14 protein-coding genes are annotated in these 11,532 nt (G+C 68.6%); 5 read left to right on the top strand and 9 right to left on the bottom strand.

Annotation, left to right across the window (positions count from 1 at the left end; translation table 11 throughout):
• Positions 1 to 103 precede the first annotated feature (103 nt).
• Positions 104 to 1,135, top strand: a complete 1,032-nt coding sequence (locus U5798_RS13520; RefSeq protein ID WP_322082318.1) for an AraC family transcriptional regulator — start codon at positions 104 to 106, stop codon at positions 1,133 to 1,135.
• 55 nt (positions 1,136 to 1,190) lie between these two features.
• Complete coding sequence (locus U5798_RS13525) at positions 1,191 to 1,700, top strand: N-acetyltransferase (protein ID WP_322082319.1); 510 nt, start codon at positions 1,191 to 1,193, stop codon at positions 1,698 to 1,700.
• 20 nt (positions 1,701 to 1,720) lie between these two features.
• On the opposite strand, the gene U5798_RS13530 is transcribed toward U5798_RS13525, so the two are convergent.
• From U5798_RS13530 to U5798_RS13540, 3 genes are all read right to left on the bottom strand, one after another.
• Entirely contained in the window at positions 1,721 to 2,674 is a 954-nt protein-coding gene (locus tag U5798_RS13530; RefSeq protein WP_124451255.1) for a leucyl aminopeptidase, read from the bottom strand.
• A gap of 58 nt (positions 2,675 to 2,732) precedes the next feature.
• Positions 2,733 to 2,855 carry a hypothetical protein gene (locus tag U5798_RS13535; RefSeq protein WP_006766865.1) on the bottom strand — a complete coding sequence of 41 codons (123 nt, stop codon included), beginning with the start codon at positions 2,853 to 2,855 and terminating at the stop codon, positions 2,733 to 2,735.
• Positions 2,856 to 3,219: 364 nt separating this feature from the next.
• Entirely contained in the window at positions 3,220 to 3,675 is a 456-nt protein-coding gene (locus U5798_RS13540; protein ID WP_322082320.1) for an Lrp/AsnC family transcriptional regulator, read from the bottom strand.
• Positions 3,676 to 3,792: 117 nt separating this feature from the next.
• Here U5798_RS13540 and U5798_RS13545 point away from each other — a divergent pair, with 117 nt between their 5' ends.
• Both U5798_RS13545 and U5798_RS13550 read left to right on the top strand, forming a co-directional pair.
• On the top strand, positions 3,793 to 4,338 hold the full coding sequence (locus tag U5798_RS13545; protein ID WP_322082321.1) for an RBBP9/YdeN family alpha/beta hydrolase: 546 nt from the start codon (positions 3,793 to 3,795) through the stop codon (positions 4,336 to 4,338).
• 174 nt (positions 4,339 to 4,512) lie between these two features.
• The gene (locus tag U5798_RS13550) at positions 4,513 to 5,760 is read left to right on the top strand and encodes a YbfB/YjiJ family MFS transporter (RefSeq protein WP_322082322.1); all 1,248 of its coding nucleotides are present in this window, start codon (positions 4,513 to 4,515) and stop codon (positions 5,758 to 5,760) included.
• 11 nt (positions 5,761 to 5,771) lie between these two features.
• Here the strand turns inward: U5798_RS13550 and hpaC are convergent, their stop codons facing one another.
• Positions 5,772 to 6,317 (bottom strand): 4-hydroxyphenylacetate 3-monooxygenase, reductase component, encoded by a 546-nt coding sequence (hpaC, locus tag U5798_RS13555; protein ID WP_322082323.1) that lies wholly within the window; start codon positions 6,315 to 6,317, stop codon positions 5,772 to 5,774.
• 354 nt (positions 6,318 to 6,671) lie between these two features.
• On the opposite strand from hpaC, the gene U5798_RS13560 reads away from it, so the two are divergent.
• A complete protein-coding gene (locus U5798_RS13560) occupies positions 6,672 to 7,307 on the top strand; it encodes a response regulator transcription factor (RefSeq protein WP_124451247.1) in 636 nt (211 codons plus the stop codon).
• Positions 7,308 to 7,320: 13 nt separating this feature from the next.
• Here U5798_RS13560 and U5798_RS13565 read toward each other — a convergent pair whose 3' ends face one another.
• From U5798_RS13565 to U5798_RS13585, 5 genes are all read right to left on the bottom strand, one after another.
• On the bottom strand, positions 7,321 to 8,064 hold the full coding sequence (locus U5798_RS13565; RefSeq protein ID WP_124451245.1) for an SDR family NAD(P)-dependent oxidoreductase: 744 nt from the start codon (positions 8,062 to 8,064) through the stop codon (positions 7,321 to 7,323).
• 59 nt (positions 8,065 to 8,123) lie between these two features.
• The gene (locus U5798_RS13570) at positions 8,124 to 9,248 is read right to left on the bottom strand and encodes an amidase (protein WP_322082324.1); all 1,125 of its coding nucleotides are present in this window, start codon (positions 9,246 to 9,248) and stop codon (positions 8,124 to 8,126) included.
• A gap of 31 nt (positions 9,249 to 9,279) precedes the next feature.
• Complete coding sequence (locus U5798_RS13575; RefSeq protein WP_124451242.1) at positions 9,280 to 9,801, bottom strand: nuclear transport factor 2 family protein; 522 nt, start codon at positions 9,799 to 9,801, stop codon at positions 9,280 to 9,282.
• A gap of 8 nt (positions 9,802 to 9,809) precedes the next feature.
• Positions 9,810 to 10,187 carry a hypothetical protein gene (locus tag U5798_RS13580; RefSeq protein ID WP_124451240.1) on the bottom strand — a complete coding sequence of 126 codons (378 nt, stop codon included), beginning with the start codon at positions 10,185 to 10,187 and terminating at the stop codon, positions 9,810 to 9,812.
• A gap of 103 nt (positions 10,188 to 10,290) precedes the next feature.
• Positions 10,291 to 11,484 carry an acyl-CoA dehydrogenase family protein gene (locus tag U5798_RS13585; protein WP_322082325.1) on the bottom strand — a complete coding sequence of 398 codons (1,194 nt, stop codon included), beginning with the start codon at positions 11,482 to 11,484 and terminating at the stop codon, positions 10,291 to 10,293.
• Positions 11,485 to 11,532: the final 48 nt, after the last annotated feature.

Consider the following 11,532-nt stretch of genomic DNA (forward strand, 5'->3'; position numbering starts at 1 on the left):
TGGATGACGCCGATGGTGCGGGCCGCATGGGAAAACACCAATGCTGCTTGGGGACAATTGTTTTAGTATTTGGGCCAAATCGGCGCTTCGAGGGTTTCTCCGCATGAGCTTCTGGGACTTCACCCGGAGTCCGGCCAGCGCCCGGCTGCTGGTCGATTTCGGCGACGAACGGGGCGTGCCGCACACGGCGCTGCTGGCCGGCACGGGGCTCGCGGACGCGCAGCTCGACGATCCGAAAGTCGAGGTGACGGCCGCACAGGAGCTGCGGCTGACCGGCAACCTCCTGCGTGCGCTCGGCCGCGCGCAGGGCCTCGGCTTCGAGGTCGGCCTGCGCTATCACTTCTCCGCATACGGCGTGTGGGGCTACGGGCTGATCGCGAGCGCAACCGGGCGCGACGCGCTTGCGCTGGCGATGCGCTTCCTGCCGCTCACGTATGCGTACACCGTCATCACGTACCGCGAGGCGCCCGATACGGGCGTGCTCAACTTCGGCGCGCCGGAACTCGACGGCGACTTGAGCCGGTTCCTCGTCGAGCGCGACATGACGGCCGCGGCCGTGCTGCTGCAGGAAATCGCCAGCGGCGATTTCACGTTGTCGCGCTTCACGCTGCAGGCCGCGCGCTCGCCGTCGCTTGCCGCGCCGCGCATCGCCGGTGTGGAGCCGGCGTTCTCGGCGCGCGCGAACAGCCTCGCGTTCGACCGCGCGTTTCTCGACCGGCCGCTGCCGCATGCGAATCCGCTGACGGTGTCGATGTGCGAGCAGATGTGCGGCCAGCTCGTCGAAGCGCGGCGCGCGCGCGTGGGTACGTCGGAGATGGTGCGCCAGTACCTGGGCGCGACGCCCGGCAGCGCGCCGTTCTCGCTGGAGGACATGGCGCGGCTGATGAACACGAGCCCGCGCACGCTCAAGCGCCGGCTGCAGGAGGAGGGCACGACGTTTCGCGCGCTGCTCGCGCAGGCGCGCGGCGCGATGGCCGAGACGCTGCTCGGCGACGCGCGGCTGTCGCTCGCGGAAGTGGCCGAGCGGCTCGGCTTCAGCGACCTGTCGAGTTTTTCGCAGGCGTTCAAGCGCTGGTACGGCGTGCCGCCGGGCGCGTATCGCAGCGCGGCATTGCGAGCGGACGACCGTCGATGAATCGCGGTACGATCGCCGGCGTGCCTGTCGACATCACCCTCACGAGAGAACCCGCATGATCACGATTCGCCCGATGACCGAGGACGATTTCCCGCGCTTCTGGCCGACCTATCGCGCCATCGTCGCTGCTCAGGAAACCTACGCTTTCGATCCGACGCCGACACAGGAAGCGGCACGCGCATTGTGGCTCGCGGCACCGCTCTGCACGTGGATCGCCGAAGAAGACGGCGTCGTGCTCGGTTCGTACTACCTGAAGGCGAACGCGGCGGGGCCCGGCAAGCACGTGAGCAATTGCGGCTACATGGTGAGCGAGGCCGCGCGCGGCCGCGGCGTCGCGCGCCTGATGTGCGAGCACTCGCAGCAGGTTGCGCGCGAGCGCGGTTTCCTCGCGATGCAGTTCAATTCGGTGGTGGCGACGAATGAGGTCGCGGTCGCGCTGTGGCAGAAGCTCGGATTCGAGATCGTCGGCCGGCTGCCGCGCGCCTACCGTCACGCGCGGCTCGGCTTCGTCGACTGCCTCGTGATGTTCAAGTGGCTCGGCGACACGCCTGCCGCCGAAGCCTGAGCACGCGGCCAGCCACGTCGTCAGACGGCGAACGCGCCGTCGAACACGATCCGCTCGTCGAGTGCGAGCGTGCCGCGCGCGAAGATCAGGTCGAGGTGGTGGCTGCCGTTTTCACCGCCGCCGAGCCCGAGGTGCAGGCCCGGATGGCGTTCCTCGAACCCCGCGTTGCGGCCATAGAGCCCGCGGATGCCGAGGTTCGTGCCGATGCCGAATTCCTCGATGCGCCGGTGATTCGCGTGCCGGTCGAGATAGGTCGAGAAATCGCGCCGAAAGCCGGCATCGTCGGTGTCGAAATCGACGATCGTGCTGTTCTCGACCTGCAGCGTCGCGAGTTGCTCGGCCACCTTGTACTTGATCGCGAACGGCACGGTGCCGAGAAACGTGCCGCTGAACACGACCGAGCCGCTCAGGTCGGTCACGTGCGTCGCGATCTCGCCGGGCACGACGTCGAGATTGCCCATGCCGTCCACGCTCGTCCATTTCTGGTCCGGTGCGAGCGAGCCCGTCAGCGTGTTGCCGGCTTCGTCGATGAAGCGGATCTGCGATGCGTGCGTGGCCGCGTCGATCAACCGGCCGTTGCGTGCGGCGATGTCGTCGAGCGATTCGGCGAACGCCTCGTCGAGGTGCGGGCCGTAATCCTTGAACAAGACCGACTTGCTCCAGTGCTCGACGATCGCCGGGCGAATCGCGGCGAGGAACGGCGGACCGCTCGGCGACGGTGTCGGCAGGCACGACGAGTCGTACAGCAGTACGAACAGGTCGGCGTCGTTCAGCGCGGCGGCGATGTCGGCGGGTGCGGTGCTTTCGAGGCAGAGGGTCGTGGCGTCGAGCGATTCGGGCAGGGCGGAAAACGCGCGCAACGCGATGTCGCGGTTGCGGGTGTCGTAGCCGACCAGCAGTTTTCCCGATTCGCCGCGGGCCAGCTTGTCGCGCAACGCGGGGTGAAACCCGAGCGCGCGGTGCAGGTTCAGCATGCGTGTCTCCGGAAGCGGCGGAAGGGCCGCGGCCCTTCCGCGAGAACGGGTGGCCCGCTCAGACCGGCCAGAGCGCGGTGCCGAACGGCACCACGGCGTCCTCGACCATCATGTCGACGGCCTCGGGGTGCGTGTCTTCCTGCATCCAGTCAAGCAATTCGATCTGCTGGGTGTCCTGCATGTCAATTCTCCTGTGGTGAACATGAGTGATTCAACATGGAAGCGCGGTAAAAAACATTCCCGCTCCTCGTTCAGCATTTTGTGAATGCCGGACAAGTGGCGTCGATATTAGTCTGACGAATTTGCGAATGCAATGCGTTGCAAGGATTTTAGCCAGGGCGTGCTAAACACGCGGAATTTCCCGTCCGTCGCGTTTTCGACGCGAATAAGCTGAATCATGAGCGGCGCCGAATTTTTATCGAATATTGGGGCCGTGATCGATTGCTTGATTAACGCGATTTTTCGAATCGGGAATCCAATTGCATCGATCGTTTCTTTTTCCGTCATTCACGAACGATGCATGCGCCGCGGGACCGTTGCCGGCTTCAGCCCAACAGGGCCTTGCCGAGCGGCTTGACCGGCTCGGACCGGAGTACGAGGGAAGTCGTGACCGCGCCGAAGCGGGCGATTGCGTCGATGAGGGTCTCGAGCTGGCCGGGCGTCGGCACGAGCACCTTCAGCAAGAAGCAATCCTCGCCGGTCATGCGATGAATCTCGATGACGTGCGGCATCTCGGCGAACGCACTCAACGCCGGTTTGATGTGTTCGTGCGTCGTTTTCAGCCGGATGATGGCCATCATCCCCAACCCGAGCGCGACGGGATCGATCCGCGCGGTGTAGCCGGCGATGATGCCGCGCTCCTCCAGGCGCTTGACGCGCTCCGACGTCGCCGGCTGCGACAGGCCGATGCGCCGGCCGACTTCGGACAACGGCGTGCGCGCATTCTCCTGCAACGCTTCGATGATCGAAATATCCTGGCGATCCAGTTCTCCATCGGGCATCTCGGTGTTCCTGTTCCGTTGATTCATCGGAATTCTGTCTCAATATCCGATGACTTGCCATTCCGTGTGGAAGCCCGGCGGGTCAGACTGGGAGCCCTCATGTTCAGGGAGACGGGAATGGATCGAAGCATCGTCATCGTGCCGGGGATCGGCAATTCGGGAGCGGATCACTGGCAGACCCACTGGGAGGCGGCGTTTCCACATGCCACGCGAATCGCGCCGGCGTCGTGGGACACCCCCGACTTGACGGACTGGATCGGGGCGCTGGATGCGGCCGTCGCGGAGGCCGGGACGCCGCCGATCGTGGTGTGTCATTCCCTCGGGTGCCTGTTGTTCGCGCATTGGCGTGGCGCCGCAACGCGCGCTGTGCATGGGGCGTTTCTCGTGGCCGTGCCGGATCCGGACGGTCCGCGTTTTCCGGTCGAGGCACGGGCGTTCGCACGTGTGCCGGATGAGGATTTCGGCAACCGGCCGGTGGTGGCGATCGCCAGTTCGGACGATCCGTATGACCCGTCCGGGCGAGCCATCGCATGGGCGGCGGCACGCGGCGCGACGCCGCTGGTGCTCGGCGCGCGTGGCCATTTGAACGCGGCTTCCGGGGTGGCGCAGTGGCATGAGGGGCGCGCGCTTTTCACCGCGTTTGCCGCCGGACTGGGCGCGTAGCGCACGCGTGCCGGGCGCGCGGCCGGTCAAGTATCATGGGCCGATCGGCGCACCGGTTCCGGCCATCGGGATCGACGCCCACCACAACACGGTTTCCGTATCGGCCACGCCACGCGCGTCGTCGGTGCGGGCCCGAGGTCCGCACCGGCCTCGAACCACGATGGAGACACCGCGATGCGCGCAGCGCCGCAACCGGAGCATGCCGGCCCCTCGCGGCCGGACGCCGGCGCAACCGATCCCGACCGCATGGCCGCGTGGCGGCTCGCGATCGGCCTGTCGCTCGGCAGCGCGATCGCGCTCGGCCTCGCGCGCTTTTCGTATGCGTTGCTGTTGCCGCCGATGAAGGCCGATCTCGGCTGGACGTTCGCGCAGGCCGGCGCGTTGAACACCGCGAACGCGGCCGGCTACCTGATCGGTGCGCTCGCGTTTCCGTTGCTGTCGCGGCGCTGGCGCGCAGGCACGCTGCTGGCGGCCGGCTGCGTACTGACCGTGGTGCTGATGGCGACGTGCGGGCTCACGTCGGGCATGCACGCGCTGCTCGTGCAGCGGCTGGCAACGGGTGTCGGCAGCGCGTTGATCTTCATCAGCGGCGGCGTGCTGGCCGCGCGGCTCGCGTCGGCTTCGCCGCGCGATGCGGGGCTGCTGCTCGGCCTCTATTACGGCGGCACGGGGTGGGGCATCGTCGCGTCGTCGCTGCTCGTGCCGGCCACGCTCACGCAGGGCGTGCACGGCTGGCAGCCGGCATGGTTCGCGCTCGCGGCCGCATGCGTGCTGTTCTCGGCGGTGGCCGTGTCGGCCGCGCGCCGCATCGAGCATGGGCATGCGGCGCCGGCCAGGCCGCAAGGCGCGGTGCCGGCGCCAACCGCGAGCGCGGCCCGCTTCGCACTCGCGCTGGCCGGCTACGGCCTGTTCGGTGTCGGCTATATCGGCTACATGACGTTCATCGTCGCGCTGCTGCGCGGCGCGGGCATGAACGGCACGGTCGTCTCGGCGTTCTACGTGATGCTGGGTGTCGCGACCGTCGTGTCGGCGCGGCTGTGGTCGGCGCTGCTCGACCGGATGCGCGGCGGCCAGGCGCTCGCCGTGCTCAACGCACTGCTCGGCATCGCGACGCTGATGCCCGCGATGTTCGTGCATCCGGCCGCCGCGTTTGCGTCGGGTGTGCTGTTCGGCGCGACGTTCCTGTCGGCCGTCGCGTCGACGACGGCCTTCGTGCGGCACAACCTGCCGCCCGACGGCTGGGCGAAGGGGATCAGCGCGTTCACGACGGTGTTTGCATTCGGCCAGATCGCGGGGCCGGTCGCGATCGGCTGGGTGTCGGACAGCGCGGGGCTCGCGCGCGGGCTCGTGTATTCGGCGCTGACGCTGTTCGCGGGGGCGGTGCTCGCGGCCGGGCAGCGCGCATTGCGGCCGCCCGCGTAGTCACACGAACGTCACCGCACGCAGGCGGTGCGCGACACGCGATGAAACGCGCGGCTGAAGTAGATGAGACTGTCGCCGTCGTCGCGCACGCGGATCGACGTCGCCTCGATGAACATCACCGAATGCGAGCCGACCTCCTTCATCTCGGCGATCGTGCCCTGCAGGCTCGCAAGCGCGTCGCGCAGCACGGGTACGTCCTGCTCGCCCCGATCCCACACCGGCAGGTCGAAACGCCGCTCCATCGGCAGGTCGGTGAGCCCTGCGAAGTGTCGTGCGAGCTGCTCGTGCTCGGCCGGCAGCACGTTGATGCAGACATGGCGGTTGCGCTCGAAGGTCGCGTGCATCGCGCTCGACCGGTTCAGGCACACGAGCAGCGTCGGCGGCGCATCGGTGACGGAGCACACGGCGCTCGCGGTGATCCCGCAGCGGCCGTGCGGCCCGGCCGTGGTGATCACGTTGACGGCTGCGCCGAGGTGGGCCATCGCCTGGCGGAAGGCCTTCTGCGCATCGGTCGGTTCGACGCGGGCCGGTCGCTGGATATCGGTCGTGGAAGACATGGGCGCTCCTGGTTGGACTAAAGCGGCGATTGCACAACGCTGCTTGGGCAGCGCCGGATCGCCGACGATGACCCAAGCGTACGTCGCGAAAATGCGGCCGACCATTCGCACGATTGACGATGAAGATGGCGTTCTCGCCAACGCGTCTAAAGGTTCTACCTAGATGCGCGCCGCATGGCCCGGAAAAAAACCGCGATTGTGCATTCATGCAGCACGTGAAGGGGTTTCCAGCGGGTTTTCGGCTCGTTATGATGTGCCGCACACCCCCAGCGAACGACGCGCGCGGCATGCCGGCCACCGGCCTCTCGCGCAGCGCGTGCGATACCCATACCGATATTCAGCGAGACACCCGCGATGACGACGTCACCCGCACCGATCGTATACATCGTCGACGACGACAGCGGCATGCGGACGTCGCTCGCATGGTTGCTCGAATCGGTCGGCATCGCGTCCGAAGGGTTCGCGAACGCGGCCGATTTTCTCGCGCGCTTCGACGTGAACCTGCCCGCGTGCCTGGTGCTCGACGTGCGGATGCCGGAGAAGAGCGGCTTCGACGTGCAGGCCGAACTGAATGCGCGCGGCGCGACGCTGCCAGTGATCTTCGTCAGCGGGCACGGCGACATTCCGATGTCGGTGCGCGCACTGCAGAACGGCGCGATCGATTTCGTCGAGAAGCCGTACAACTCGCAGCAGATGCTCGAACGCGTGCAGCGCGCGCTGCGGCTCGCGCAGCAGCGGCATGCGGTGAGCCAGCGTCACCGCGAGCTGCGCCAGCGGCTCGATGCGCTGACCGCGCGCGAGAAGGAAGTGCTGCGCGGCGTCGTGGACGGCAAGGGCAGCAAGCAGATCGCGGCGGACCTGTCGATCAGCGTGAAGACCGTCGACGTGCATCGCGCGAGCATCAAGGAGAAGCTCGGCGCGACGTCGATCGCCGCGCTCGTGCGCGACGTGATGGTCGTGTGGGGCGACGACGGCGAGTCGTCGCGATGAGGCGCCGGCGGGCTCAGCGCATGTACAGCCCGCCGTTGATGTCCCAGCATGCGCCGTTCGCGAAATGCGCATCGCCCGATGCGAGCAATACGGCGGCATCCGCCACGAAGCCGGCCGATCCGAGCTTGCCGCCCGGCAGGCTCGCCAGCACCTGGCGCAGCTTTTCCGGCGCGACGCTTTCATACACGATCGGCAGGTCGAGCGGGCCCGGCGAGATCGCGTTGACGGTCACGCCCTGCGCGGCGAGATCGCGTGCGAACACCTTGGTCAGCGTCAGCGTGCCGCCTTTCGCGGCCGCGTAGTGCGCGCCCGTCGCCGAGCCGCCGTTCTGCCCCGCGAGCGACGCGATGTTGACGATGCGGCCCGCGCCGCGTTCCGCGAAATACCGGCCGAACACCTGGCAGCCGAACAGCACGCTGCGCAGGTTCACGTCGATCACCTGGTCGAACTGCTCGGCCGTGATCTCCATTATCGGCACCACCTTCGACGCGCCCGCATTGTTGACGAGCACGTCGATCGTGCCCCAGCGCGCGACGAGTGCATCGCGCGCGGCTTCGAAATCGCGTTTCGACGTGACGTCGAGCGGCAGCGCGATCGCGCGTTCACCGCTCGGGTCGAGGTCGCGTGCATGCGCGTGAATGGCGTCGGCGGCGATATCGGCCAGTGCGACGCGGTAGCCGGCTGCATGAAAGCGCTCGGCGATGACGGCGCCGAGCCCGCGCGCGGCGCCGGTGACGAGGACGACTCGATCTGACATGGTGTGTGGTTCCCAGGTTCGCGGGCGCACGCCGGTTGAAGCGGCGCCCGCATCGTGATTCATGCGGCGAGTGCCGCTTCGAAATGTGCAGCGATCGCGCAGACCTGTTCGTCCGCGCCCTTGCGCCCGACGATCTGCAGCCCGGCCTTCAGCGGCGAGCCGGCGAGCGGCAGCGGCAGGCTGAGCGCCGGATGGCCGCTCAGGTTGAACGGCCGGATCAGCGACGACATCGCGATGACCGACATGCCGTCGCGTGCCTGCTGCAGCGTGATCGGCAATGCGGGCAGCGTCGGCAGCACGAGCACGTCCGCGTGGTCGAGCGCCGCATCGACCTGCGCGGTGAAGCGTGTGCGGACGGCCTCGGCGTCCTCGATTGCCGCAGGTGTCGTCGTCGCGGCCGTGCGCAGGCGCGCGTCGAGATCGGCGCCGAGCTGGCCGGTTTCGACCAGATGACCGAACGCGCGGGACGTTTCCGCATTGATGACGGTGAGCCCCGCGGCAAACGAGGCCGGCATGGCGTCGAGCACGACCTCGTGCGAGCGCAGGCCCGATGCACGAACGGCCGCGTGGAGTGCGGCGGCGATCGCCGGATCGGCTTCGACGGTGATTTGTGCGACCGTGCAGCCAGCCACGGAGGCCGCCGTTTGCGCGCGATCGAAGCCCGGCGCGATCGCGGCCATCACCGCGACGAGCGTGCGGATATCGCGGGCGAACGGCCCGACGCAATCGAGCGTCGTGTCGGCGGGCGCGACGCCGCGCCGCGATACGCGGCCGAACGTCGGCTTCAGCCCCGCCACGCCGCAGCACGCGGCCGGCCCGCGAATCGAGCCGCCGGTGTCGGTGCCGAGCGCTGCGTCGACGGCGCCGAGTCCGACGAGCGATGCGGAGCCGCTCGACGAGCCGCCGGGAATGCGCGTGGGATCTTGCGGATTGACGGGTGTGCCCGTGTAGTCGTTGATGCCGGTCATCCCGAACGCGAGTTCGTGCATGTTCGCCTTGCCGGCGATCTGCCAGCCGGCGTCGAGCAGCAAGCGGACCACGTCCGCATGCCGGGCGGCCGGCGGTGCGCCGGCGAGCGCGCGGCTCGCCGCGCGGGTCGGGTGGCCTGCGATGTCGATCGTGTCCTTGATCGCGATCGTGGGGCCGGGGCCGCCGAGCGTGAAGGTGTCGATGAAGCCTGTCATGGTCGGTATCGTGCGAAAGCAGGGGGAAGCATCAGGACCGTGGCGCGGCGGCGAGCGGCCAGGGGCCGTCGAGCACGCGCTCGGTGCGGAAATGGCGGATCAGCCACGCGGAGCCATTGGCGGCCGGCGCGAAATCGACGGTCAGCCGCGCGGCGATCAGTTCGGCCGTGCCGCTCGCATAGCGCGATGCCTGCAGCATGATCCAGCGGCCGCGCGCGCTCGCGTTGCCGGCGCCGATCTCGATCGATTCCGACGTCAGGAAGTGCAGGTTCGCCGAGAAATGCGGATCGGGCGGCAGGTAGCGGCCGAGCATCGCGACGATCGCGGCCGTACCTTCGAGGCGGCCGAACTTCTGCGCGTACTGCGGGCCGATGCCTTCCCACACCGCGTCGGCGGCGAACAGCTCGGCGAGCGACGGGCCGTCACCGGCATCCTCGGGCACGTCGCACAGCGCCATGTAGCGCGTGATCGTCGCGCGCACCGCGCGCTCGGCGTCGAGCGCCGCCATGCGCTGGACGAGCGCGTCGATCAGCTCCGGTGACAGGTCGGCCATCGCGCGCCTCACGCGGCGGGCTTCGCGGCCGGCGGCACGGCCAGCGCGCGGCCGACGCGCGCCTCGATCTTGCCGTAGCGCCACAGGTTGTATTCGCCGACGGGCGTCGTGCGGTACAGGTTGCACACGGCGACCGTCGTGTCGAAATCGGCGACGTCGGCCATGATGTAGAAGGTCCACGGCGCGCCGTCGGCCTGGCCGACCACGAGGCGGTCGTCGTCCATCACGCCGAGCACGCGCACGCCGGGCATCGCCTCGACGGCCGCGAGCATCGCGCCGTACGCCTGCCACACTTCGCCGATCTTCTCGCGCGGCAGGTCGAAGAAGTTCTGCGACACGCCGCAGCAGAACAGGACGCGCAGCGGCAGCGGATTCGAATCGGACATATCAGGTTCTCCAGAGGAATCGGTGGAGCGCATGAAGCGGCCGGCAGCGACGTTTCGGCATCGGCTTCATGCGCATTCGAAAAATGGCTTGGGTCGACGCAGGTTACAGATAGCCGGGAAACGGCGTCACGCCGGTGAACACCGCGCCGGCGCCGTCGAAGTTGCCTTCGCCGAGAAACGCGTGCTGCGTGACGACCATCGCGTCGCGCAGCAGCCGCTGCAACGGATGCGTGCGATAGATCGCCGCCGTGCCGCCGAGACGGTATGCGCGTTCGACGACGCTCGCGCCTTCGCGTGCGATCTGCGTCGCCGCGAGCCGCAGCAGGCTGACCTGGTCGGGCGTCACCGGGTTGCCGGCGAGGATCGATTGCCACACGCCGTCGGTCGCGTCATAGAAGAACGCGCGTGCCGAGCGCAGTTGCGCTTCGGCCTTCGCAAGCTCGATGCGGTAGTACGCGCGATCGGCGAGACGCGGCGCGCCGGTCGTCGTCTGCCGGCCGCCGGACATCCGGTTCACGACGTCGAGCGCCGCACGCGCGAGCCCGAGGTTGACGACGGCCAGCACTTGCGCCGCGTACGCGACGGTCGGGTAGCGGTACAGCGGTTCGTCGACGGTCGGCTCGCCGCCGCGCACGAAGGTCCACGCCTCGGGCACGAAGCGGTCGTTCACGCGCAGGTCGTGGCTGCCGGTGCCCTGCATGCCGACCACGCTCCAGTTCTCGACGATCTCGACATCGGCCGCGCGGAACACGGCCGTGCGCGGCTTGTTCGGCGCGGCGTCCTGCGCGCCCGGCACGGCGATGCCGACGCCGAGCCAGTCGGCGCCCTTGCAGCCGCTCGCGAATTTCCACGTGCCGTTCACGCGCCAGCCGCCCGGCGCGGCCTGCGCGGGCTGCACGGGGAACAGGCCGCCCGCGAACACCTGGTCGGGGCCGCTCGCGTACAACTCGGCCTGGGTCTCGAGCGGCAGCGCGGCGAGATAGACGTTCGCGGAGCCGAAGCTCGCGACCCACGCGGCCGAACCGTCGGCGGTCGCGACCCGTTCGATCATGTCGAGGAACGCGGTCGGCGCGAGCGCATCGCCGCCGAAGCGGCGCGGCGTGCCCGCACGATAGATGCCGGCCTGCTTGAACAGCGCGATTACGTCGCGCGGCACGTGCGACAGGCGATCGAATTCTTCGCGGCGCGCGGCGACGGTCTCGATCACCGCGTCGAGCGGCGACGACGGCGCGGCAACGATGCCTGCCACGGGCGGCGAGGACGGCGCGGGTTCGACGGCGAGGGCGGCTTGCGGCATGGTTGTCTCCTGGGGATAGGGGGCGATGTCGGTTTCGATTACGGGGCA

Origin of the sequence: Burkholderia sp. BCC1972, from assembly GCF_905339605.1 — a bacterium.
Taxonomy (GTDB): domain Bacteria; phylum Pseudomonadota; class Gammaproteobacteria; order Burkholderiales; family Burkholderiaceae; genus Burkholderia.

What these genes read in the sequence shown, in the direction of transcription:
- U5798_RS13550 (WP_322082322.1), top strand. Translation starts at nt 4,513, where the DNA reads ATGCGCGCAGCGCCGCAACCGGAGCATGCCGGCCCCTCGCGGCCGGAC.
- U5798_RS13575 (WP_124451242.1), bottom strand. Translation starts at nt 9,801, where the DNA reads ATGGCCGACCTGTCACCGGAGCTGATCGACGCGCTCGTCCAGCGCATG.
- U5798_RS13565 (WP_124451245.1), bottom strand. Translation starts at nt 8,064, where the DNA reads ATGTCAGATCGAGTCGTCCTCGTCACCGGCGCCGCGCGCGGGCTCGGC.
- U5798_RS13520 (WP_322082318.1), top strand. Translation starts at nt 104, where the DNA reads ATGAGCTTCTGGGACTTCACCCGGAGTCCGGCCAGCGCCCGGCTGCTG.
- U5798_RS13535 (WP_006766865.1), bottom strand. Translation starts at nt 2,855, where the DNA reads ATGCAGGACACCCAGCAGATCGAATTGCTTGACTGGATGCAGGAAGAC.
- U5798_RS13530 (WP_124451255.1), bottom strand. Translation starts at nt 2,674, where the DNA reads ATGCTGAACCTGCACCGCGCGCTCGGGTTTCACCCCGCGTTGCGCGAC.
- U5798_RS13580 (WP_124451240.1), bottom strand. Translation starts at nt 10,187, where the DNA reads ATGTCCGATTCGAATCCGCTGCCGCTGCGCGTCCTGTTCTGCTGCGGC.
- U5798_RS13585 (WP_322082325.1), bottom strand. Translation starts at nt 11,484, where the DNA reads ATGCCGCAAGCCGCCCTCGCCGTCGAACCCGCGCCGTCCTCGCCGCCC.
- U5798_RS13540 (WP_322082320.1), bottom strand. Translation starts at nt 3,675, where the DNA reads ATGCCCGATGGAGAACTGGATCGCCAGGATATTTCGATCATCGAAGCG.
- hpaC (WP_322082323.1), bottom strand. Translation starts at nt 6,317, where the DNA reads ATGTCTTCCACGACCGATATCCAGCGACCGGCCCGCGTCGAACCGACC.
- U5798_RS13545 (WP_322082321.1), top strand. Translation starts at nt 3,793, where the DNA reads ATGGATCGAAGCATCGTCATCGTGCCGGGGATCGGCAATTCGGGAGCG.
- U5798_RS13560 (WP_124451247.1), top strand. Translation starts at nt 6,672, where the DNA reads ATGACGACGTCACCCGCACCGATCGTATACATCGTCGACGACGACAGC.
- U5798_RS13570 (WP_322082324.1), bottom strand. Translation starts at nt 9,248, where the DNA reads ATGACAGGCTTCATCGACACCTTCACGCTCGGCGGCCCCGGCCCCACG.
- U5798_RS13525 (WP_322082319.1), top strand. Translation starts at nt 1,191, where the DNA reads ATGATCACGATTCGCCCGATGACCGAGGACGATTTCCCGCGCTTCTGG.